Genomic DNA, 19,646 nt, shown 5'->3' on the forward strand with positions numbered 1-19,646 from the left:
CGTCCGACGACTGTCGGCCCCGTAGCGTGTCCGCATGGCCGAGCAGAGCACGACCCGCGAGAAGACAGCGCCCGATCCCGACGATTCCCGGAAGCCCGACGACGTCACCGACATCACCAAGCGCTCCTGGTTCTACGTCCTCAAGAAGACGGCCCGCGAGTTCGGCGCGGACCAGTGCACCGACCTCGCCGCCGCGCTCACCTACTACGCCGTGCTCGCGCTCTTCCCCGCCCTGCTCGCGATCGTGTCGGTGCTGGGGCTCTTCGGCCAGGCGCAGGCCACCACCGATCTGGTGCTCGACCTGATCGGGAACCTCGCGTCGAGCGAGGTCGTCGACCTGCTGCGCGACCCGATCCAGGCGCTGACCAGCTCCTCCGCCGCGGGTCTCGCCTTCGTGACCGGTGTCGTCGGAGCGATCTGGTCCGCCTCCGGCTACGTCGGCGCCTTCGGCCGCGCGATGAACCGCGTCTACCAGATCGACGAGGGGCGCCCCTTCTGGAAGCTCCGCCCGACGATGCTCGGCGTGACCGTGGTGACGGTCGTCCTGATCGTGATCGCGGCGCTCATCCTGGTGCTCAGCGGACCGGTCGCGACCGCCGTCGGCGACGTCGTGGGCCTCGGCCCCGCCGCCCTCACCGTGTGGAACATCGCGAAATGGCCGGTGCTCGTGGTCATCGCGATCGTGATCGTCGCGACCCTGTACTACTGGGCGCCCAACATCCGCCAGCCGAAGTTCCGCTGGATCAGCATCGGATCGATCGTCGCCCTGGCGATCTGGCTGATCGCCTCGACCGGCTTCGCGTTCTACGTGGCCAACTTCTCCAACTACAACAAGACCTACGGCTCGCTCGGCGCGGTGATCGTCTTCCTCCTCTGGATCTGGATCACCAACATCGCCCTGCTCTTCGGCGCGGAGTTCGACGCCGAGCTCGAGCGCGGACGCGAGCTGCAGGCGGGCATCGAGGCGGAGGAGACCATCCAGCTCCCCCCGCGCGACACCGCCGCGAGCGACAAGAAGGCGGCCGTGCACGAGAAGGACGTCCGCGACGGACGCTGGCTGCGCCTGGCGAGCGAGAACCGCAGCGACGAGGGCGCGGCCCAGGACGACGAGGCCGCGAAGAAGAAATGACTCAGGACTCGGACGACCAGAGCGCGCGGTAGTAGGCCGCGCGCTCGTCGTCCGGATCCGCTCCGTACTCCGCGAGGAGCAGCGGGGTGTGGCCGGGGCCGTAGTTCCAGCCGAGGCTGACCGCGGCGACCGCCAGATCCGCCCAGCGGTCGCCCACCCCCAGGTCGCCGACGTCGACCATGCCGCTCCAGCGTCCGTCGTCGTCGACCAGCGTGTTCGGAGCGCACGCGTCGCCGTGCACCACGACGGGGTCCACGAGCTCCGGAGCCGCGCCGAGCGCCGACGGCCGGCGCGCGAACCAGGAGTCGCCGCGCAGCTCTTCGGGCACCGCGTCGACGGGGAGCGCGTGGACCGCCCGCAGGCCGGCCGCGATCGCGCGGACGGCCTCCTCCGGCCGGGCTGTCCACTTCGGATCGACGGCGCTCCGCCCGGGCAGCGGTGCGGTGAGGAGCCACTGCCCCTCCTCGTCCTCGCCCGCCTCCAGGATCCGGGGCGCGTCGATCCGCCCCTCCAGCCAGCGCAGACGCGCGATCTCGCGACGGAGGTCGACGCCCGTGGACCGGGGATTCCACTTCAGGTACCCGGCGTCCACGCGGAAGGTCAGCCCGTCGAGCTTGTTGCGCCAGACGAGCGCCGGATCGGTGCCGCCGTTCAGGCGCCTCGCCGGCGACGGGATCCGGACGCCCTCGAGCGAGGACTGCCGTGCGAGGTCGGGACCGCTCATGCCTCCAGGGTAGGCGCCCCGATCCTGAGAGGATCCGCATGCCGCGGACCGCGCCACCCGCCTCCTCCGAGCAGCGCGCCCTTACCCTGACGGGCGTGCCGGAGCAGCCGCCCGGCGCGATCCGGTGACGAGGGAGCCCCCGTGACGCAGAGCGACGACGACCGCGGGCCCGTGCAGCCCGACTTCTCGAAGGAGCAGGAGGGCTACCGTCCCGGGCTCAAGCCCCGGCAGCTGCAGATGATCGCCATCGGCGGCGCGATCGGCACCGGCCTCTTCCTCGGCGCGGGCGGCCGACTCGCCACCGCCGGTCCCTCGCTCGTCGTCGTGTACGCGGTCTGCGGCGTCTTCGCCTACCTGATCCTCCGCGCGCTCGGCGAGCTGGTCCTGCACCGGCCGAGCTCGGGCTCCTTCATCTCCTACGCCCGCGAGTTCCTGGGCGAGAAGGCCGCCTTCGTCGCCGGATGGATGTACTTCCTGAACTGGGCGATGACCGCGATCGCCGACGTCACCGCGGTGGCCCTGTACGTGAAGTACTGGTCGCTCTTCTCCTCCGTGCCCCAGTGGCTCCTCGCACTCATCGCCCTGGTCGTCGTGCTCTCGCTGAACCTCGTCTCGGTCAAGGTCTTCGGGGAGCTGGAGTTCTGGTTCGCGCTGATCAAGGTCACGGCGCTGGTGGTCTTCCTGGTGATCGGCGTCGTCGTGCTCGCCGCGGGCTGGCCGCTGCAGTCCGGCGGCGTCGCCGTGGACCCCGGGGTCAGCCTCTGGAACGACAACGGCGGCATCCTGCCCGGCGGCCTGATCGCCAGCGTCCTGGTCGTCCAGGGCGTGGTGTTCGCCTACTCCGGAGTCGAGCTGGTCGGCACGGCGGCGGGCGAGACCGCGGAGCCGGCGAAGGTCATCCCGCGCGCGATCAACTCGGTCATCCTGCGCATCGCCGTCTTCTACGTCGGCTCCGTGCTGCTGCTGACGCTGCTGCTGCCCTACACGGCCTACTCGAAGGGCGAGAGCCCGTTCGTCACGTTCTTCAGCTCACTGGGCGACGGCTCCTCGGGCGAGATCGCCGGATCGATCATGAACTTCGTCGTGCTGACGGCCGCGCTCTCCAGCATCAACGCCGGGCTCTACTCGACCGGCCGCATCCTCCGCTCCATGGCGCTCAACGGCTCCGCCCCCGCCTTCACCGGCCGGATGAACAAGCAGGGCGTCCCCTACGGAGGCATCCTGCTCACGGCGAGCATCACCCTGATCGGTATCGTGCTGAACCTCTTCGTGCCGTCCGAGGCCTTCGAGATCGTCCTCAACGTCTCGGCGCTGGGCATCGTCACGGGCTGGGGCATGATCGTCCTCTGCCAGATGCAGCTGCAGCGCTGGGCGGCCCACGGGCGCCTGGAGCGCCCGTCCTTCCGGATGCCCGGCGCCCCGGTGACCTCGTGGCTCACCCTGGCGTTCCTGGTGATCGTGGTGGTCCTCATCGCCGTCGACTTCCCGACCGGCACCTGGACCGTGGGGATCGTCGCGGTGGTCGGCGTGCCCGCCCTGATCGTGGGCTGGCACGTCGCGAAGCCGCGCATCCTGGCGATCGCGTCCGCCCGGGACGGCTTCACCGGCGCCCACCCCGTGATCGCCGCCCGTCCGGCCTCCGAGGCCAAGCGCGACGAGAACGAGCGGCGCCGCGAGTAGGGCGGGTCAGCGCCGGCGGAGGTAGCGCAGGAGCAGCGTGTCGCCGGCGCTGAGCACGTGCGCCAGGTGCTGCGGGCGAGGTCCGGGGACGTCGCCGCGGGCGAGCCTCCCGGAGTCCCCCGCCTCGAGCGTCGGAGCGACGGTCAGGCAGAGCTCGTCGACGGCGTCCGCGGCGAGGAGGGTCCCGAGCAGCGACGGACCACCCTCGCAGTGGATCCTGCCGAGCCCCCGCTCTGCGAGCTGCGCCCGCATCCGCGTCGCGTCGAGCCGTGCGTCGCCGCAGACGAGCACGTCGGCGACCTCGGCGAGCTCCGCGCGGCGGCGGGCCGACGAGGAGCCGGTGGTCACGACGATCGGACGCACCGGCGCCTCGGTGAAGATCCGCGAAGCGGGATCGAGGTCGAGCGACCCCGAGACGATCGCGAAGACGGGCTGCGGGGCGAGCCCGGTGCCGAGCCGGGCCCGCACGGACTCGTCGCTCAGCACCATCGGGCCGTAGCCCTCGGTCCGCACCGTGCCGGCCGCGACGAGCACGACGTCGGCGAGCCGGCGGAGCAGGTCGAACACGCGCAGGTCCGCCGCGCCCCCGAGATCGCCCGAGACGCCGTCACGGGTGACCGCTCCGTCGACGCTCGCGACGAAGTTGACCCGGAGCCACTCCTCGCCCGCCCCGTCCGCGTAGAGGGCCAGCAGAGCCTCGTCGGACAGGTCCTGCCCGGCCGGCGACAGGCCGTCGATGCGGGCGCTCACGCCGCCGGCTCCACGTTGTGGCGGAGGAAGGCGGGCGCCCGCCAGCCCAGCACCGCCTCCGTCATCCGCACGGCGTCCACCGCCTGGCGCACGTCGTGCATGCGCACGATCCGCGCACCGTTCAGGATGCAGATCACCGCGGCGGCGAGGGAGCCCTCGAGGCGCTCCCCCTGCGGCCGGTCCAGCGCCTCGCCGATGAAGTCCTTGTTGGAGACCGCGGCGAGCACCGGGAAGCCGAGCGCTGCCACCTCGCCCAGCCGGCGGGTGAGCTCGAGCGTGTGCAGGGTGTTCTTGTTCAGGTCGTGACCCGGATCGACGATGATCCTCCCGGCAGGCACTCCACCCGAGAGCGCGCGATCGACGCGGCTCCGCAGATGGTCGACCACGGTCGCCACGACGTCGTCGTACTCGGGTCTCTCCGGCTCGCTGCGGGGGGCGCCCACGCTGTGGGTGATGACGAGCTGGGCGGAGGAGGAGGCGACGACCTCGAGCATCCGGGGGTCGTGCAGCCCGCTCGTGTCGTTGATGACGGAGGCGCCCGCGGCGATGCTCGCGCGCGCGACCTCGGCGCTCGTCGTGTCCACCGAGACGACCACGTCGCTCCGCTCCGCGATGCCCGCCACGACGGGGACGACCCGGTCGAGCTCCTCCTGGAGCGTGACAGCGGGGCCGCGGCCGAACGGCACTCCGCCGATGTCGACCCAGTCGGCGCCGAGCTCCGCGGCGCGCACGGCGGCCGCGATGGCGCTGTCCAGGGCGAAGGTGGAGCCCTTGTCGTAGAAGGAGTCGGGTGTGCGGTTCACGACCGCCATCACGGCCACCTGCCGCTCGAAGTCGAACTCTCGTCCGCCGATGTGCCGCGTGGTCATGGGCGCGTCCCTCCCGCTCGGAGCGCCGGGAGAAGGCCGGCGCCGCTCACCCTAGACGAGCGGAGTCGGCGGAGGCTGGAGCGGGCCGCCCTCGAGCAGCGCCTGGAAGAGGACGTGGTCCTGCCACTCCCCGGCGATCCGCAGGTAGCGCCGCGCGACGCCGATCCGCTCGAAGCCGTTGCGCTGCAGCACGGTCTGCGATCCGACGTTGTGGAGGAGCGTCCCGGCCTGCACGCGGTGCAGCCCCAGATCCTCACGCGCGGTGCGCAGGACGGCTCCGACCGCGCGGGTCATCACGCCGCGGCCCTGCAGACCGCTGTCGAGCCAGTAGCCGAGATCGCCGCTGTCGAAGGCGCCGCGGACGATGTTCGCGAGAGTCAGCCGACCGACGATCACGCCGCCCGCGTCGAGGACGAGCGGGAGGACGCTGCCGGCACGGTGCGCGGCGAGTGCGTCAGCGACGGCGTCGGTCTGGCCCCCCGCCTCGAAGAAGCGGGTCGAGCGCGTCGGCTCCCAGGGCGCGAGGTGCCGGCGGTTGCGCCGGTACGCGGCGGCGAGGGCCGGTCCGTCGTCCCGCGAGACGAGCCGCAGGAGGGTGCCCTGGTCGTCGACGGGGATCGGGGCGGGCATCCTGCGAGGGTAGCGCCGGAGCCGGGAACGACAGAACCCCCGGCCAGGGGCCGGGGGTTCTCGTGGTGGGCGATACTGGGATCGAACCAGTGACCTCTTCCGTGTCAGGGAAGCGCGCTACCGCTGCGCCAATCGCCCGTTGCTCCGTGCGGAGCACCTCGTTCGGTGAACGATCGAGGTGGATACGGGATTCGAACCCGTGTATACGGCTTTGCAGGCCGCTGCCTCGCCTCTCGGCCAATCCACCGTGTACGGGATTCGGTGTCGGCGGCCCGAGGGCCGACCAGGTGGGAGGCACCCGAGGGTGCCGTCCCGATGACGCCGGTCCGAGGACCGGTGTTCGAGCGGATGACGAGATTCGAACTCGCGACCCTCACCTTGGCAAGGTGATGCGCTACCGCTGCGCCACATCCGCATGTAGGTCGTACTGGTGTTGCCGTTTTGCGTGTCGTGCTGTCTTGCTGTCTGTCCGGCGCTTTCGCTGCCCGGCTCGACCTAGAAGAATGTATACGACAGCGGCGCCGGAATCCAAATCGAGCGGACGCCGATCCCGCCGCTCGGAGTCCGATCCGCGTCTTTCCGCGCGAAACCGGCTCGTCACCGTCCGTTCACCCGGGCGTGGCGGGCGTCGGCGGTGCATCCGGGCCCCGCGGATCCGCTACGATCGTCTCTCGGGTCGTCCAGCACGTCCCCCTGGGCGATTGGCGCAGTTGGTAGCGCGCTTCCTTCACACGGAAGAGGTCATCGGTTCGAGTCCGGTATCGCCCACCCTCACCCCCGGTCCGTGCTCACGCACTCGGCCGGGGGTTCTCTCGTGCCGCCGCGGTCGTCCTCGGCCTCGCAGCGCCCAGTCGAAGGAGCCGACCCGCGATGATGGGCCGCTCGCACGCCGTCTCCGGTGCGCTCGCCTGGGCCGTCGCCGCCTCCGTGCCCGCCGTCGCCGGGCCCCTCGGCCTCGCGGGTCTCCCGCTCGACCTCCGACTGGTCGGCCTCGGAGTCGCCGCCGGCTGGGCCCTGGTGCCCGACGCGGACCACGCGAGCGCGACCGTCTCCCGCTCGGCGCCGGGCGCCTCCCTGCTCACGGCGACCGCGGGCCGGATCAGCGGAGGGCACCGGCACGGGATGCACTCGCTGCTCGCGGTCGCCGTCGTCTGGTACCTGGTGCCGGTGCTCACGGCGCTGCGCTTCCCGGTGCCGGTCGTCGGCCCCGTCGCCGTGGCCGCCGTGCTCACGCTGCCCGCCCTCGCGTTCGCCGCGAAGGCCGTCCGGGCCGCCCCCTCCTGGCGCATCGCCTGGGCCGGGGCGACGGTCGTCACGGTCCTGCTCGTCGCGCTCGCCGACGGCACCTGGGCGTGGCTCCGGGTCTCCGCGACGCTGGGCTACCTCGTGCACGTGGCCGGCGACGCCCTCACGACCGGCGGGATCAACTGGCTGTGGCCGCTGCGCGTGCGCCTGCCGCGGCGCCTGCGCCGGACACCGCTGCGCCACGTCTGGACCACCGGCGGCTACGCCGCGCTGCCCGTGCTGGGCTCCGCCGGGTCCTGGCGCGAGACGGTCCTCTACTGGCTCATGTCCGCGGCGACGATCGTGCTCACCGCCTCGATGATCACGGCAGAGCTGCTGTAGCCCGGGGCGCCCTCCTCAGAAGACCTTCCCCGGGTTCATGATCCCCAGCGGGTCGAACACGGCCTTGATCCCGCGCTGGAGCGCCAGCGAGTCCTCGCCCAGCTCCTCCGCCAGCCAGCGCCGCTTGAGCAGTCCCACGCCGTGCTCGCCCGTGAGCGTGCCGCCGAGGGCCAGGGCCGTGCGGAAGAGCTCCGCCGCGGCGCCCCAGACGTCCTCCCCCACGGGTCCGTCCCCCGCGGGCAGCACGAAGTTCGGATGGAGGTTCCCGTCCCCCGCGTGGGCGACGGTGGGGATGCTGAGCCCCGTCCGCTCCTCGATGCCGCGGATCGCCGCGAACATCGCCGGCAGCGCCGAGCGGGGCACGCAGACGTCCTCGATCAGCACCCGGCCCTCCGCCTCGAGCGCCGGGTGGAAGGCCCGGCGGACGGCCAGCAGAGCCTCGCCCTCGGCCGGGTCCTCGGTCGCCTCGGCGGCGCCCCCGGAGGCGGTCACGATCTCGAGGACGCGCTGCGACTCCTCCGCCGCTCCTCCGCCGTCCGTCTGGACGAGGAGGTAGGCGGCACCGCGGTCCAGCATCGCTCCGGTGTAGCGCGAGATCGCGGCGAGCGCCGCCTCGTCCATCAGCTCCATCACCGCGGGACGGAGCCGCGCGGCGGTGATCGCGGCGGAGGCGGCGGCCGCGGCGACGACGCTCGGGAAGTACGCGCCGACCGTGACCACGCGCCCGGTCGGGATCGGGCGGAGCTTCACGGTGGCCTCCACGATGACGCCCAGCGTCCCCTCGGAGCCGGTCAGGAGCGCGGTGAGGTCGTACCCGGTGACTCCCTTCACGCTGCGGCGGCCGGTGGGGAGCAGTCGCCCGTCGGGGAGGACGACCGTCAACCCGAGCACCGCCTCCCGGGTCACGCCGTACTTGGCGCACAGCAGCCCCCCGGCGTTCGTCGCGATGTTGCCGCCGATGCTCGAGATCGCGCGGCTCGCGGGGTCGGGCGAGAAGACGAGGCCGTGCGGAGCGACGGCGTCCGACAGCGCCTGATTGATGACCCCGGGCTCGACCACCGCCAGCTCGTCCTCGAGCGACACCTCGAGGATGCGGTCCATGGCGGCGGTCGAGAGGACGAGCGCTCCCTCGCTCGCCACTCCCCCGGCAGCGAGGCCCGTTCCCGCTCCGCGCGGCACGACCGGGAGCCGGTGCTCCGTCGCTATGCGCAGCGCCGCCTGCACGTCCTCGACCGAGCGGGCAGCGACGAGCGCGAGCGCACGACCCGGTGCGGAGAAGCCCGACTTGTCGGTGTGCACGGCCTCGAACCGGGGGCCCTCGGTCAGGACCGCGTCGCCGAGCGCGTCGCGCAGCTGTCGGAGGATCTCGTGGTCGTGCATGTTCACTCCGTGCGGTCGCGGGCGGGTCCTGCCGATCCTTCCACGGGCGCGGGGCAGGATGGCGGGATGACCGGAGAGACGCGATGGCCGCGGTGACGAGCGCGGGGATCCTGCTGCACCGCGAGGGCCCCTCCGGCACCGAGGTGTTCCTCGGGCGGATGGGCGGCCCCTTCTGGACCCGGCGCCCCCGCGCGTGGACGATCCCGAAGGGCGTGCACACGGGCGACGAGACGCCGCTGGACGCCGCGCGCCGAGAATTCGAGGAGGAGACCGGCGCTCCTCCGCCCGACGGGGAGCTGACCCTCCTCGGTGCGTTCCGGCAGAGCGCGGCCAAGACCGTCACCGTCTTCGCCGGGCGCGGACTCGCGGACACCGCCTTCGTCGCGAGCAACACCTTCGAGCTGGAGTGGCCGCGGGGCTCCGGCGTGCTGCGCAGCTTCCCCGAGCTGGAGGACGCCCGGTGGCACCCGCTCGACGAGGCCCGCTCGCTGGTGGTGGCCGGGCAGGTCGCCGCCCTCGACGCGCTGGCCGAGCTGCTGGCGGATCCGGACGGCGGGGACCGGGCCGGCACCGCTCCCTAGTCGGCGGTCGCGTAGACCCGCAGGCCCAGCGGCACGATCCGCACCACGGCCTCGTCGAATCCGTCGCGGGAGCCGTCGAAGCGCTCGGTCTCGCCGTCGTGCGCCCACTCGGGGTCGTCCCCCGCGGGCCGGCGCGCGCCGACGGTGATCTCCGGTGTCGAGAACGACTCCACCACCGGTGCCCGCCAGCCGGGCACACGGCCGACCACCGGGGTCGCCGTACGGCCGAGCAGGAGCGAGAACGCTCCCCGAGTGCGCGGAGTCCGTCCTGAGTGCAGGATGCGCACGTCGAGGTGGCCGTCGTCGAGCCGACGCCGGGCGAGCGGGGCGGCCGTGCGCGGGTGCTCCTGGTTCACCCCGACGAAGTACGACCAGACGAGCTGCGTGCGCCCGTCGCGCCGGAGCTCGAACGGATCGGTGCGCCGCACGACCGAGAGGGCCGCGATCACGGCGGCGAGCGGCTTCCCGATCCGCTTCTCGCGCTTCTCGCGGGCCGCGACGAACTCCGGGTAGACGCCGATCGAGACCGTGTTGAGCACCGTGACCGGGTCTCCCCCGTCCGCGACGACCTCGGCCACGTCGACGTCGCGGCGCTCGCCGATCGTCGCCGCGTCGAGCGCGTCCTGGACGGTGAGCAGCCCCAGCGCCTTCGCGAAGTGGTTCATGGTCCCGCCCGGCAGCACGAGCAGCGTCATCCCCTCGGCGCGGGCGAGAGCGGCACCGACCGACATGGTCCCGTCCCCGCCGTAGATCCCGAGCACCCGGGGCGGAGAGTCCCCCGAGCGCGCCTCGCGCACCACGTCGGCGAGGTCCTCCCCCTCGGTCAGCCGGTGCACGCGCGCCTTCGGGAACCGGGCTCGGACCAGCGGCTCGGGATCGGGGCGGTGCGAGTCCCGGCCCGCGCCGGGGTTGAGGACCACGAGGAGGGCGGCGCCGTCCCCCAGCGGGCTGCGGTCGACGGGGGGCCGGGTCGCGCGCTCCGAGACGGGCACGTGGCGCGGCTCGGCCGGCAGGACGGCTCGGCCGACGACCGCGACCGCCGCGCCGAGCGCCGCGCCGCCGAGGACGTCCGAGAGCCAGTGGACGCCGACGTGCAGGCGGGAGAAGACCACGGCGGCGGCGAGCGGGGCGACCGCCGCCCCCACTCGGGGCGACTCGAGCGCGACCCCGGCGGCGAAGGCGGCGGCGCTCGCCGCGTGCCCCGAGGGGAAGGACGCCGACGTCGGCACCGTCGCCAGGCGCCGGCCGACCGGGACGTCGACGAGGAGCGGCCGGTCGCCGCCGAACACGCGCTTGCCGACCAGGTTCGCGAGCGCGCTGGCCGCGGCGAGCGAGGCGGTCCCCCGCAGAGCCTCGCGGGGACGGCCCGCCAGGAGCAGCAGGACGCCGACGCCGGCCCAGAGGACTCCGTGGTCCGCGGCCCGGGAGAGCCCCACGAGCGCCCCGTCGACGACGGTCGACGGGCGACGGGCGTTCAGCCGCCGGGCCGCACGAGCGTCCGCCCGGCGCACGACGCGCGGGACGGTGACGAGTCGGCGGAGCAGGACGGACGGGGGTCGGGTTCCGCGGAGGGCCATGCGCTCAGCGTAGGAGGAGGCGCCTCCGCGGTCCCTGGACCGGTCGACGGCGCGCTACACCTCGCCGAAGCCCGACTCGACCAGATCGCCGAGTCGGCCGACCGCCTCCTGGGCCTGCGGCCCCGACGCCGAGAGGACGACCTCGTCCCCGCGGTCGAGCCCCAGCGACATCACGCCGAGCAGGCTCGTGGCGTCCTTGCCGTTCGCGTCGATCCGGGCGTCGAAGGTGGCGGCGAGCGTGACGAAGTCGGCCGCGGGACGGGCGTGCAGGCCGTTCGGGTTGATGAGGCGGACGCGGCGCTGCACGCGCTCGTCACCGGGCGGAGCCTCCTCGGCGGGAGCCGCGAGCGCCTCGCCCCGGGCCGACTCCGCGGCGGCGAGCACCTCGTCCAGCGACGCCCCCGTGCCCGCGGCGACGGCGGCCGCGACCGCGCCCTCCACCAGCGGGGCGTCGGCGATCCGGACCCGGGCGCGCGCGTCGTCGTCGAGGAACTCGACCGCGGTCTCCGCCGTCATGATCGCCGAGCCGAGGTCGCAGAGGACGACGACCCCCTCGCCGGAGTCCGCTTCCGCCAGGGCCGCCGTGATGCGGTCGAAGCTGGTGCCGATGCCGCCGTCGTCCGTCCCGCCCGCTGCGACCAGCGCGACCGAGGCCGCCATCTGCTCCGCGAGCTCGACCAGCCCCTCCGCCAGCTGCGCGCTGTGCGAGACCAGGACCAGCCCGACGCTCACGCCGCCGCCTCGGCTGCTGCGCGGAGCAGGAGAACGGTCGACACGCTGCCGGGATCACGGTGCCCGATGGCGCGCTCGCCGAGGTAGCTGGCGCGTCCCTTGCGGGCGACCAGCGGGTCCGTCGACTCCGCTCCCCTCTGCGCCGCCTCCGCCGCCGCGGCGAGGACGTCGGCCGGAGCCGCTCCCTCCTCGGCGGCGGCCGCGGCCGCGTCGACCGCCGGCGTCCATGCGTCCACCATCGTCTTGTCGCCCACCTCGGCCTTGCCGCGGAGCACGATGCCGTCCCTCGCCGCGGCCAGGAGAGCTGCGACGTCAGCGCCCTCGAGCGCGTCCTCGCCCGCGACCGCGGCGGAGGCCTTCAGGAACGCCGTGCCGAACAGCGGGCCCGAGGCGCCGCCGACGGTGGAGATGAGCGTCGTCGCGACCAGCTTGAGCACGTCCGCCGGGAGCCCCTGCTCCGGCGCCGCGTCCAGCTTCGAGACCACGGCCTGGAAGCCGCGGTCCATGTTCTCGCCGTGGTCCCCGTCGCCGATCGCCCGGTCGAGCGTGATCAGCTCGACCCGGTGCTCCGCGATCGACTCGGCGGCGCGGCGGATCCACGCCGTCGCCCACGCCGCGTCGAGCCCGGCTCCCTGTGCGTCCTGCATGGTCGTCTCCTCCTCGTGGGCCGCTCCTGCGGCTGTCGTTCCGGTCATGGTGTGCGCGCGGGCGCTCAGCGTCCCCACCGCAGCGCCGCGGTCTGCACCGGGGAGTCCCACAGCTCGGTCAGGGCGTCGTCGAGCTTGAGGACGGTGAGCGAGAAGCCCTGCATCTCGAGCGACGTCGTGTAGTTGCCGACGAGGCTGCGTGCGACGGTGATCCCCTTCTCGGCCAGCGCCTCGGCTGCGCGGCGGTAGGCGAGGTACAGCTCGATCTGCGGCGTGCCGCCCATGCCGTTCACCAGGAGCAGCACCTCGTCCCCGGAGGAGAACGGCAGGTCCTCCAGGATCGGGCCGAGGATCCGGTCGACGATGCGGTCGGCCGGCTCCAGCGCGATCTTCTCCCGGCCGGGCTCGCCGTGGATGCCGATGCCGATCTCGATCTCGTCCTCGCCCAGCTCGAAGCTCGGCTCGCCCGCGTGCGGGACGATGCACGGCGTGAGGGCGACGCCCATCGAGCGCACGTTCGCGATCACCGTCTCGGCGATCGTCGCGACCTCGTCGAGGGAGTCGCCCCGCTCGGCCGCGGCGCCCGCGATCCGCTCGACCAGCACGGTGCCGGCCACGCCGCGGCGGCCCGCGGTGTAGAGCGAGTCCTTCACCGCGACGTCGTCGTCGACGATCACGCTGCGCACCTCGATCCCCTCGGCGCCGGCGAGGTCGGCCGCGGTCTCGAAGTTCAGGACGTCGCCCGTGTAGTTCTTCACGATGTGCAGCACACCCGCGCCGCCGTCGACGGCCTGCGTGGCCGCGACGATCGGATCGGGCGTGGGCGAGGTGAAGACGGGACCGGGGACGGCGGCGTCCAGCATCCCGAATCCGACGAAGCCCGCGTGCAGCGGCTCGTGCCCGCTGCCGCCACCGCTGACGATGCCCACCTTGCCCGAGCGGGGCGCGTCGGCCCGCACCACGAACAGGGGATCCGACACCACCCGGACCAGGTCGGCGTGCGCCAGGCCGAAGCCGGCCACCGACTCCGTGACGACGTTCTTCGGGTCGTTGATGAGCTTCTTCATCGAGGTCTCCTCCAGGATCGGGCCACCACTCGGGCGTCCCGTGACCTGCGGGCGATCCGGCGCGTGGTGGATCGCCGCCCGCACCGTCGCGGACAGCAGCCCCACGTTACGCCCTGCGCTCGCGCCTACGGCAGCGGGACGACGGCGCGCTGCGTCTCGCGGACCCACTCCTCGAGCTTGGCCGTGGCGGCCCCGGAGTCGACGGCCTCCGCCGCGCGGTCCATCGACGTCCGCAGGCGCTCCAGGACGGGCGTGCGCACCAGGTCCGGGTCGCGCGCCAGGTCGAACGCCGCGAGGCCCGCGGCCGCGTTCAGAAGGACGATGTCGCGGACGGGGCCGCCGTCTCCCGCGAGCACCGAGCGCACCACGCTCGCGTTGTAGGCGGCGTCGCGGCCGCGCAGCTCGTCGATCCGCGCGCGGGGCAGGCCCAGGTCGCGCGGGTCGAGGTCGTGCTCGACCACGGAGCCGCGCGACACCTCCCAGATGTGGCTGTGACCCGTGGTCGTGAGCTCGTCGAGGCCGTCGTCCCCGCGGAACACCAGAGCCGTCGCCCCGCGCGTCCGGAACACGCCGACGACCAGCGGCACCCGGTCGAGGTGCGCCACCCCGACCGCAGAGGCCTCGGGACGCGCCGGATTGCAGAGCGGGCCGAGGAAGTTGAAGACCGTCGGCACGCCCAGCTCGGCGCGCACCGGACCGGCGTGCCGGAAGCCGGGGTGGAAGAGGGACGCGAAGACGAAGGCGATCCCCGTCCGCCGGAACACCTCGGCCACCCGCTCGGGGGAGAGGGAGAGGTCGACCCCGAGTGCCGCGAGCACGTCGGAGGAGCCGGAGGAGGAGGACGCGGCCTTGTTCCCGTGCTTCACGACGGGCGTGCCGGCGGCGGCCGCGATGATCGACGCGGTGGAGGAGATGTTGACGGTCCCGAAGCGGTCCCCGCCCGTCCCGACGATGTCCAGGGCCATCGGGTCCACGTCCAGCGGCACCGCGTGGTCGAGGATCGCGTCGCGGAAGCCGACGATCTCGTCGACGGTCTCGCCCTTCGCCCGGAGGGCCACCAGCAGTCCGGCGAGCTGCGCCGGAGTCGCCGCGCCCTCCATCACCTGCTCCATGGCCCACGTCGCCTCGGAGACGCTCAGATCGGAGGACTCGAGGAGTGCGCTGAGAACGTGCGGCCAGGACAGGGTTTCCGACATGGCTCCCAGATTATGCGACGAGGATCGCCTCCCGGCTAGTGCGACTTCCCTCCCCTGCCATCGGCCATAATGGTCTGTGTGACGAGCACCTCTCTCTCCCCCACGGCCACCGCGCCCGTAGTGAACCGACCCAACCCGGTCGCGGTCGGAACGATCGTCTGGCTGGGCAGCGAGGTCATGTTCTTCGCGGGCCTCTTCGCGATCTACTTCACCCTGCGCAGCACCTCTCCCGAGCTCTGGGGCGCCGAGACCCAGATCCTCAACGTCCCCTACGCGGGCGTGAACACGGTGATCCTCGTGGCCTCGTCGTTCAGCTGCCAGTTCGGCGTGTTCGCCGCCGAGCGGCTGCAGCCGCGTGCGACGGGCCTCAGCCCGTTCAAGTGGGGCATGGTCGAGTGGTTCTTCCTCACCTACGCCCTGGGCGCGGTCTTCGTCTCCGGCCAGGTGCTCGAGTACGCGACCCTCGTCTCCGAGGGCGTCACGCTCTCCAGCAACGCCTACGGCTCCGCCTTCTACCTGACGACCGGCTTCCACGCCCTGCACGTCACCGGCGGCCTCATCGCGTTCCTCCTCGTCATCGGCCGCGGCTTCGCGGTCAAGAACTTCGGCCACAAGGAGGCGACGAGCGCCATCGTCGTCTCGTACTACTGGCACTTCGTCGACGTCGTCTGGGTCGGCCTGTTCGCCGTCATCTACTTCCTCAAGTGACGCGCCCGCCGATGCCCCACTCCACTCCCGACCCCCGCAGGAAGGACGCCTCGATGGCCTCCCCGAAGACGAAGAGCCGAGCCAAGAAGGGTCGCCGCCACCCGCTCGCCACCCTGGCCCTGATCGCCATCGGCCTCGGGCTCACCGGCGGGACCTACGCCGCGGTTGGCGTCGCGACGTCCGCCTCGGCGGAGACGTCGTCCACCAGCCAGCAGACGATCGACGAGGGCTCGAAGCTCTTCGCCGCGAACTGCGCCACCTGCCACGGCCTCGACGCCGCGGGCACCGACAACGCTCCCTCCCTCATCGGAGTGGGCGCGGCGTCGGTCGACTTCCAGGTCGGCACCGGCCGCATGCCGATGCAGATGCACGGCCCCCAGGCGCTCGAGAAGCCGGTGCAGTTCACCGACGAGCAGGTCGGCGAGCTCGCCGCCTACGTCGCGTCGCTGGCCCCCGGCCCCGCGATCCCCGAGGGCGAGGTCCTCGACGGACAGGGCGACGCGGCGAACGGCGCCGAGCTGTTCCGCATCAACTGCGCCATGTGCCACAACGTCGCCGGAGCCGGCGGCGCGCTCACCGAGGGCAAGTTCGCTCCCCCGCTGGGCGGCGTGACCGAGGCGCACATCTACGAGGCGATGGTCACCGGCCCGCAGAACATGCCGGTCTTCAACGACCTGAACATCTCGCCCGAGGACAAGCGCGACATCATCTCGTACCTCAAGTACATCGAGGCCAACCCGTCCCCGGGCGGATTCGCGCTCGGCTCCCTCGGGCCGGTCGCGGAGGGCCTGTTCCTCTGGATCTTCGGCCTCGGCGCGATCGTGGCCCTGACGGTGTGGATCACCGCCCGATCCAACTAGACGACTGCAGCGCCCTGACGGGCGCGACTGACCCACGGCACCGACTGGTGCCGACACGGCGTGAAAAGGAGAACCATGGCAGAGCACGATGAGGGTGGCACGGACCTCGCCACCTCGTCGGCCACCGGGCACGGAACGGCTCCGGCCGGCACCGCGGTCGTGACGCGGGACCGCGTCCAGGACCCGGGCCTCCCGCCGCACCGCCCCCGGATGACCGACCTCGACCCCAAGGTCGAGAAGCGTGCCGAGCGCACGGTGTACACGCTCTTCTACCTCTCCTTCGCGGGCTCGATCTTTGCGGTAGCCGCCTACATGGCATTCCCGATCACCGAGGACGTCGCGTCGGTCCGGCTGAACACGCTGTTCATCGGCCTGGGCATGTCCCTCGCGCTCCTGGGCATCGGCATCGCCGCCGTCCACTGGGGCAAGCAGCTGATGTCGGACCACGAGGGCATCGACATCCGCCACCCCGTCCGCAGCGCGGAGCCCACCCGCGCCCGTGCGCTCGAGATCTTCGACCAGTCCGACAAGGAGTCCGGCTTCGGCCGCCGCTCCCTCGTCCGGAACAGCCTGATCGCCTCCCTCGTCGTGTTCCCCCTGCCCGCCGTGATCCTGTTCCGGGGCCTCGGCCCGCAGGACCAGAACCCCGTCACCCTCCTCAAGACCACCCTGTGGGAAGAGGGCACGAGGCTCACCCTGGACCCGTCGGGAGCGCCGATCCTCGCATCGGACGTCACACTCGGATCCGCCTTCCACGTCATCCCCGAGGGCCTCAACGACGCCGAGGGCAAGCTGGAGGAGAAGGCCAAGGCCGCCGTCCTCCTGATGCGCCTGAAGCCGGAGGACCTCATCGTCAGTGAGGGTCGCGAGACCTGGAACTACGACGGAATCGTCGCCTACTCCAAGATCTGCACGCACGTCGGCTGCCCCGTGGCGCTGTACGAGCAGCAGACCCACCACCTGCTGTGCCCGTGCCACCAGTCGCAATTCGACATCACGCGCGAGGCCGCCGTCATCTTCGGCCCGGCGAAGCGTCCGCTTCCGCAGCTCCCCATCACCGTCGACGCCGAGGGTTACCTGGTCGCCAGAAGCGACTTCACGGAGCCCGTCGGACCGTCCTTCTGGGAGCGATGACTCACATGTCCACCACCACCCCCTCACGCCCCTCCAGCTCCCCCGCGGAGCCCGAGGACGGCGTCATCCTCGGATCCGGCAAGTTCCAGAAGGGGTACGTCGGAGCGGCGTCGAACTACATCGACGAGCGCACGAGCATCTCCGCGGTCGTCAAGGAGTTCGGTCGCAAGATCTTCCCCGACCACTGGTCCTTCCTCCTCGGCGAGGTCGCGCTCTACAGCTTCGTCATCATCCTGCTGTCGGGCACGTTCCTCACCTTCTTCTTCCAGGCCTCGATGGTCGAGACGCACTACGAGGGCAGCTATCTGCCCCTCAAGGGCATCGAGATGTCGGCGGCGATGTCGTCCTCGCTCGACATCTCCTTCGACATCCGCGGCGGCCTGCTGATGCGGCAGATCCACCACTGGGCGGCACTGCTGTTCGTGGCCTCGATCGGCCTGCACATGCTGCGCATCTTCTTCACCGGTGCGTTCCGCAAGCCCCGCGAGCTCAACTGGGTCATCGGCTTCGTCCTCTTCATCCTCGCGATGGCCGAGGGCTTCACCGGCTACTCGCTCCCCGACGACCTGCTCTCGGGCAACGGCCTCCGCATCATCGACGGCATGGTCAAGGGCATCCCGATCGTCGGCACCTGGATCTCGTTCCTGCTCTTCGGCGGCGAGTTCCCGGGCACCGACATCGTCGGCCGCCTCTACACGCTGCACATCCTGCTGCTGCCGGCGCTGGTGCTCGCGTTCATCGCCCTCCACCTCGTGTTCGTGGTCGTCCACAAGCACACCCAGTTCCCCGGTGCGGGCAAGACCGAGCAGAACGTCGTCGGCTACCCGGTGCTGCCGGTCTACGCCGCGAAGGCCGGTGGATTCTTCTTCATCGTCTTCGGCGTCGTCGTCCTCATCGCCTCGCTGTTCACGATCAACCCGATCTGGAACTACGGCCCGTACGACCCCTCGCCCGTCTCCGCGGGAACCCAGCCCGACTGGTACATCGGGTTCGCCGACGGCGCCCTGCGCCTCGTCCCGCCGGGACTCGAGTGGGCCATCCCGGGCATCGGAACCCTGTCATTCAACATCCTGATCCCGCTCGTCGGTCTCGGACTGTTCATCGCCGTGGTCATGCTCTACCCGTTCCTCGAGGCGTGGATCACCGGTGACAAGCGCGAGCACCACCTGCTCGACCGCCCGCGCAACGCCGCGACCCGCACCGCGATCGGCGCCGCCGGAGTCAGCTTCTACGCCGTCCTCTGGGCCGCCGCGTCGTCCGACCTCATCGCGACGCACTTCCACCTCACGATGGAGGGCGTGATCCACAGCCTGCAGTTCCTGCTCATTGCGGGTCCGTTCATCGCGTACTTCATCACCAAGCGCATCTGCCTGGCGTTGCAGAAGAAGGACCGCGAGATCGCGCTGCACGGCTTCGAGTCCGGCCGCATCGTCCGCCTCCCCGGCGGCGAGTTCATCGAGGTGCACCAGCAGCTCGACGAGTACGAGCGCTGGAAGCTCGTCGGTCAGGACGAGTACGAGCCCCTGATGATCCGTCCGGACTCGCGTGGCCGCATCACCGCCCCGCAGCGCGTCCGCGCCGGCCTCTCCCGCTGGTTCTTCGAGGACCGGATCACCCCCGTCACCCAGAAGGAGCTCGAGAGCTCGCACAGCGAGCACTGATCCTCCCCCGAAGGGCCCGGACGTTTCATTCGTCCGGGCCCTTCGTCGTTCCTGCAGCGGGGCGGGGCCTGTCCTCCGGCGCGGCAGAGGTCGGCGGTGGACCGAGAGCCGGTGAGACCGGATCACAGCGCCTCGACGGCGACAAGCCAGCAGGGACGTGGGGCGATCCACCGGACCTCGAGGCCTCCGCTCCTCGGATCACGAGATGCCATCTGACCGCCGAGCTGGAGACGTCCGCCCCCGTCCGATCATGGAGTGATCCAGCCCCTCTGCGTGCTCGCAGCGTCGTCGTCCGGTGAGGTCTCCCGGTTCCCGTTCACGTCGAGACGCTCGGCATCGGTTCCAGGGCACCCATCCTCAGCAGGCCCGTCAGGACTGCCCTCCCCCGCTCACGGCCGAACCCTCTGTGATCGGCGACGGCGACGCTCGCCGGTGAGACAGAGGAGGCGACCTCCGGGCCTCGACGACCGTCGCTGCAGCGGCATCTCAGGCTCCTTGTCCTCGCACCGACCGGCACGACCCGCTAGACGTACCGAGGAACTCCAAGAGCCGCAGGGGCGCCCGCGGTTCCGCCGGGGTGCGGGCTCCGCTGGGGTCGGAACGGTGTGCAGGAGTCCGTAGGGCGGCGCAGGCGCCAGAACAGGCGCGGCAGGCCCAGTACGGCCGCAGGCGCAGCAGTATCCCCGACCGTAGCG

Annotated in this window: 18 protein-coding genes and 4 tRNA genes; 9 read left to right on the forward strand and 13 right to left on the reverse strand. The window is 72.1% G+C overall.

Annotated elements, in window-relative coordinates; translation table 11 throughout:
- The first annotated feature begins 34 nt into the window (after positions 1-34).
- Entirely contained in the window at positions 35-1,129 is a 1,095-nt protein-coding gene (locus tag C5C63_RS02570) for a YihY/virulence factor BrkB family protein (RefSeq protein ID WP_104225345.1), read from the forward strand.
- Position 1,130: 1 nt separating this feature from the next.
- Here C5C63_RS02570 and C5C63_RS02575 read toward each other — a convergent pair whose 3' ends face one another.
- On the reverse strand, positions 1,131-1,853 hold the full coding sequence (locus tag C5C63_RS02575; RefSeq protein WP_104325438.1) for an aminoglycoside 3'-phosphotransferase: 723 nt from the start codon (positions 1,851-1,853) through the stop codon (positions 1,131-1,133).
- A gap of 141 nt (positions 1,854-1,994) precedes the next feature.
- On the opposite strand from C5C63_RS02575, the gene C5C63_RS02580 reads away from it, so the two are divergent.
- Entirely contained in the window at positions 1,995-3,533 is a 1,539-nt protein-coding gene (locus tag C5C63_RS02580; RefSeq protein WP_258065372.1) for an amino acid permease, read from the forward strand.
- 6 nt (positions 3,534-3,539) lie between these two features.
- Here C5C63_RS02580 and C5C63_RS02585 read toward each other — a convergent pair whose 3' ends face one another.
- From C5C63_RS02585 to C5C63_RS02610, 6 genes are all read right to left on the reverse strand, one after another.
- Complete coding sequence (locus C5C63_RS02585) at positions 3,540-4,283, reverse strand: pyrimidine reductase family protein (RefSeq protein ID WP_104251077.1); 744 nt, start codon at positions 4,281-4,283, stop codon at positions 3,540-3,542.
- On the reverse strand, positions 4,280-5,152 hold the full coding sequence (gene folP / locus C5C63_RS02590) for a dihydropteroate synthase (protein WP_104224638.1): 873 nt from the start codon (positions 5,150-5,152) through the stop codon (positions 4,280-4,282). The genes C5C63_RS02585 and folP overlap by 4 nt, the downstream gene beginning before the upstream one ends.
- Before the next feature lie 51 nt (positions 5,153-5,203).
- Complete coding sequence (locus tag C5C63_RS02595; RefSeq protein WP_104225349.1) at positions 5,204-5,782, reverse strand: GNAT family N-acetyltransferase; 579 nt, start codon at positions 5,780-5,782, stop codon at positions 5,204-5,206.
- A gap of 63 nt (positions 5,783-5,845) precedes the next feature.
- Positions 5,846-5,920: transfer RNA gene (locus C5C63_RS02600), tRNA-Val, on the reverse strand.
- A 38-nt stretch (positions 5,921-5,958) separates the two neighbouring features.
- Positions 5,959-6,029, reverse strand: a tRNA-Cys gene (locus C5C63_RS02605).
- 96 nt (positions 6,030-6,125) lie between these two features.
- Positions 6,126-6,197, reverse strand: a tRNA-Gly gene (locus C5C63_RS02610).
- Between the two features lie 280 nt (positions 6,198-6,477).
- On the opposite strand from C5C63_RS02610, the gene C5C63_RS02615 reads away from it, so the two are divergent.
- Together C5C63_RS02615 and C5C63_RS02620 are read left to right on the forward strand one after the other, a co-directional pair.
- Positions 6,478-6,550: transfer RNA gene (locus tag C5C63_RS02615), tRNA-Val, on the forward strand.
- 102 nt (positions 6,551-6,652) lie between these two features.
- Entirely contained in the window at positions 6,653-7,408 is a 756-nt protein-coding gene (locus tag C5C63_RS02620) for a metal-dependent hydrolase (RefSeq protein ID WP_104325439.1), read from the forward strand.
- Positions 7,409-7,423: 15 nt separating this feature from the next.
- Here the strand turns inward: C5C63_RS02620 and C5C63_RS02625 are convergent, their stop codons facing one another.
- Entirely contained in the window at positions 7,424-8,788 is a 1,365-nt protein-coding gene (locus tag C5C63_RS02625; protein ID WP_104325479.1) for an FAD-binding oxidoreductase, read from the reverse strand.
- Positions 8,789-8,871: 83 nt separating this feature from the next.
- Between C5C63_RS02625 and C5C63_RS02630 the strand changes: the two genes are divergently transcribed.
- Complete coding sequence (locus C5C63_RS02630) at positions 8,872-9,369, forward strand: NUDIX domain-containing protein (protein WP_104225352.1); 498 nt, start codon at positions 8,872-8,874, stop codon at positions 9,367-9,369.
- Here C5C63_RS02630 and C5C63_RS02635 read toward each other — a convergent pair.
- The 5 genes from C5C63_RS02635 to trpD form a co-directional block, all read right to left on the reverse strand.
- Positions 9,366-10,946 carry a bifunctional phosphatase PAP2/diacylglycerol kinase family protein gene (locus tag C5C63_RS02635; protein WP_104325440.1) on the reverse strand — a complete coding sequence of 527 codons (1,581 nt, stop codon included), beginning with the start codon at positions 10,944-10,946 and terminating at the stop codon, positions 9,366-9,368. The two genes, C5C63_RS02630 and C5C63_RS02635, sit on opposite strands and share 4 nt — an antisense overlap.
- A gap of 54 nt (positions 10,947-11,000) precedes the next feature.
- On the reverse strand, positions 11,001-11,678 hold the full coding sequence (gene dhaM, locus C5C63_RS02640; protein WP_104256172.1) for a dihydroxyacetone kinase phosphoryl donor subunit DhaM: 678 nt from the start codon (positions 11,676-11,678) through the stop codon (positions 11,001-11,003).
- The gene (gene dhaL / locus C5C63_RS02645; protein ID WP_104325441.1) at positions 11,675-12,325 is read right to left on the reverse strand and encodes a dihydroxyacetone kinase subunit DhaL; all 651 of its coding nucleotides are present in this window, start codon (positions 12,323-12,325) and stop codon (positions 11,675-11,677) included. Before dhaL ends, dhaM begins: the two co-directional genes overlap by 4 nt.
- Before the next feature lie 65 nt (positions 12,326-12,390).
- Positions 12,391-13,392 (reverse strand): dihydroxyacetone kinase subunit DhaK, encoded by a 1,002-nt coding sequence (dhaK, locus tag C5C63_RS02650; protein WP_104224645.1) that lies wholly within the window; start codon positions 13,390-13,392, stop codon positions 12,391-12,393.
- 125 nt (positions 13,393-13,517) lie between these two features.
- The gene (trpD, locus tag C5C63_RS02655; protein WP_104225357.1) at positions 13,518-14,588 is read right to left on the reverse strand and encodes an anthranilate phosphoribosyltransferase; all 1,071 of its coding nucleotides are present in this window, start codon (positions 14,586-14,588) and stop codon (positions 13,518-13,520) included.
- A 69-nt stretch (positions 14,589-14,657) separates the two neighbouring features.
- Here trpD and C5C63_RS02660 point away from each other — a divergent pair, with 69 nt between their 5' ends.
- From C5C63_RS02660 to C5C63_RS02675, 4 genes are all read left to right on the forward strand, one after another.
- Positions 14,658-15,296, forward strand: a complete 639-nt coding sequence (locus C5C63_RS02660) for a heme-copper oxidase subunit III (protein WP_104224647.1) — start codon at positions 14,658-14,660, stop codon at positions 15,294-15,296.
- Between the two features lie 53 nt (positions 15,297-15,349).
- The gene (locus tag C5C63_RS02665; RefSeq protein ID WP_104224648.1) at positions 15,350-16,156 is read left to right on the forward strand and encodes a c-type cytochrome; all 807 of its coding nucleotides are present in this window, start codon (positions 15,350-15,352) and stop codon (positions 16,154-16,156) included.
- Positions 16,157-16,231: 75 nt separating this feature from the next.
- Entirely contained in the window at positions 16,232-17,290 is a 1,059-nt protein-coding gene (locus C5C63_RS02670) for a ubiquinol-cytochrome c reductase iron-sulfur subunit (protein ID WP_104267388.1), read from the forward strand.
- A 5-nt stretch (positions 17,291-17,295) separates the two neighbouring features.
- Positions 17,296-18,951, forward strand: coding sequence for a ubiquinol-cytochrome c reductase cytochrome b subunit (locus tag C5C63_RS02675; protein WP_104224650.1), 1,656 nt, complete (start codon positions 17,296-17,298; stop codon positions 18,949-18,951).
- The last annotated feature ends 695 nt before the right edge of the window (positions 18,952-19,646 follow it).

This window comes from Rathayibacter sp. AY1B8 (genome assembly GCF_002932775.1).
GTDB lineage: Bacteria > Actinomycetota > Actinomycetes > Actinomycetales > Microbacteriaceae > Rathayibacter.

Excerpts from the sequence above, each read along its gene's own strand:
- C5C63_RS02570 (WP_104225345.1), top strand. The coding sequence starts at position 35 with ATGGCCGAGCAGAGCACGACCCGCGAGAAGACAGCGCCCGATCCCGAC.
- C5C63_RS02575 (WP_104325438.1), bottom strand. The coding sequence starts at position 1,853 with ATGAGCGGTCCCGACCTCGCACGGCAGTCCTCGCTCGAGGGCGTCCGG.
- folP (WP_104224638.1), bottom strand. The coding sequence starts at position 5,152 with ATGACCACGCGGCACATCGGCGGACGAGAGTTCGACTTCGAGCGGCAG.
- C5C63_RS02595 (WP_104225349.1), bottom strand. The coding sequence starts at position 5,782 with ATGCCCGCCCCGATCCCCGTCGACGACCAGGGCACCCTCCTGCGGCTC.
- C5C63_RS02620 (WP_104325439.1), top strand. The coding sequence starts at position 6,653 with ATGATGGGCCGCTCGCACGCCGTCTCCGGTGCGCTCGCCTGGGCCGTC.
- C5C63_RS02625 (WP_104325479.1), bottom strand. The coding sequence starts at position 8,788 with ATGCACGACCACGAGATCCTCCGACAGCTGCGCGACGCGCTCGGCGAC.
- C5C63_RS02630 (WP_104225352.1), top strand. The coding sequence starts at position 8,872 with ATGGCCGCGGTGACGAGCGCGGGGATCCTGCTGCACCGCGAGGGCCCC.
- C5C63_RS02635 (WP_104325440.1), bottom strand. The coding sequence starts at position 10,946 with ATGGCCCTCCGCGGAACCCGACCCCCGTCCGTCCTGCTCCGCCGACTC.
- dhaL (WP_104325441.1), bottom strand. The coding sequence starts at position 12,325 with ATGCAGGACGCACAGGGAGCCGGGCTCGACGCGGCGTGGGCGACGGCG.
- dhaK (WP_104224645.1), bottom strand. The coding sequence starts at position 13,392 with ATGAAGAAGCTCATCAACGACCCGAAGAACGTCGTCACGGAGTCGGTG.
- trpD (WP_104225357.1), bottom strand. The coding sequence starts at position 14,588 with ATGTCGGAAACCCTGTCCTGGCCGCACGTTCTCAGCGCACTCCTCGAG.
- C5C63_RS02660 (WP_104224647.1), top strand. The coding sequence starts at position 14,658 with ATGGTCTGTGTGACGAGCACCTCTCTCTCCCCCACGGCCACCGCGCCC.
- C5C63_RS02665 (WP_104224648.1), top strand. The coding sequence starts at position 15,350 with ATGGCCTCCCCGAAGACGAAGAGCCGAGCCAAGAAGGGTCGCCGCCAC.
- C5C63_RS02670 (WP_104267388.1), top strand. The coding sequence starts at position 16,232 with ATGGCAGAGCACGATGAGGGTGGCACGGACCTCGCCACCTCGTCGGCC.
- C5C63_RS02675 (WP_104224650.1), top strand. The coding sequence starts at position 17,296 with ATGTCCACCACCACCCCCTCACGCCCCTCCAGCTCCCCCGCGGAGCCC.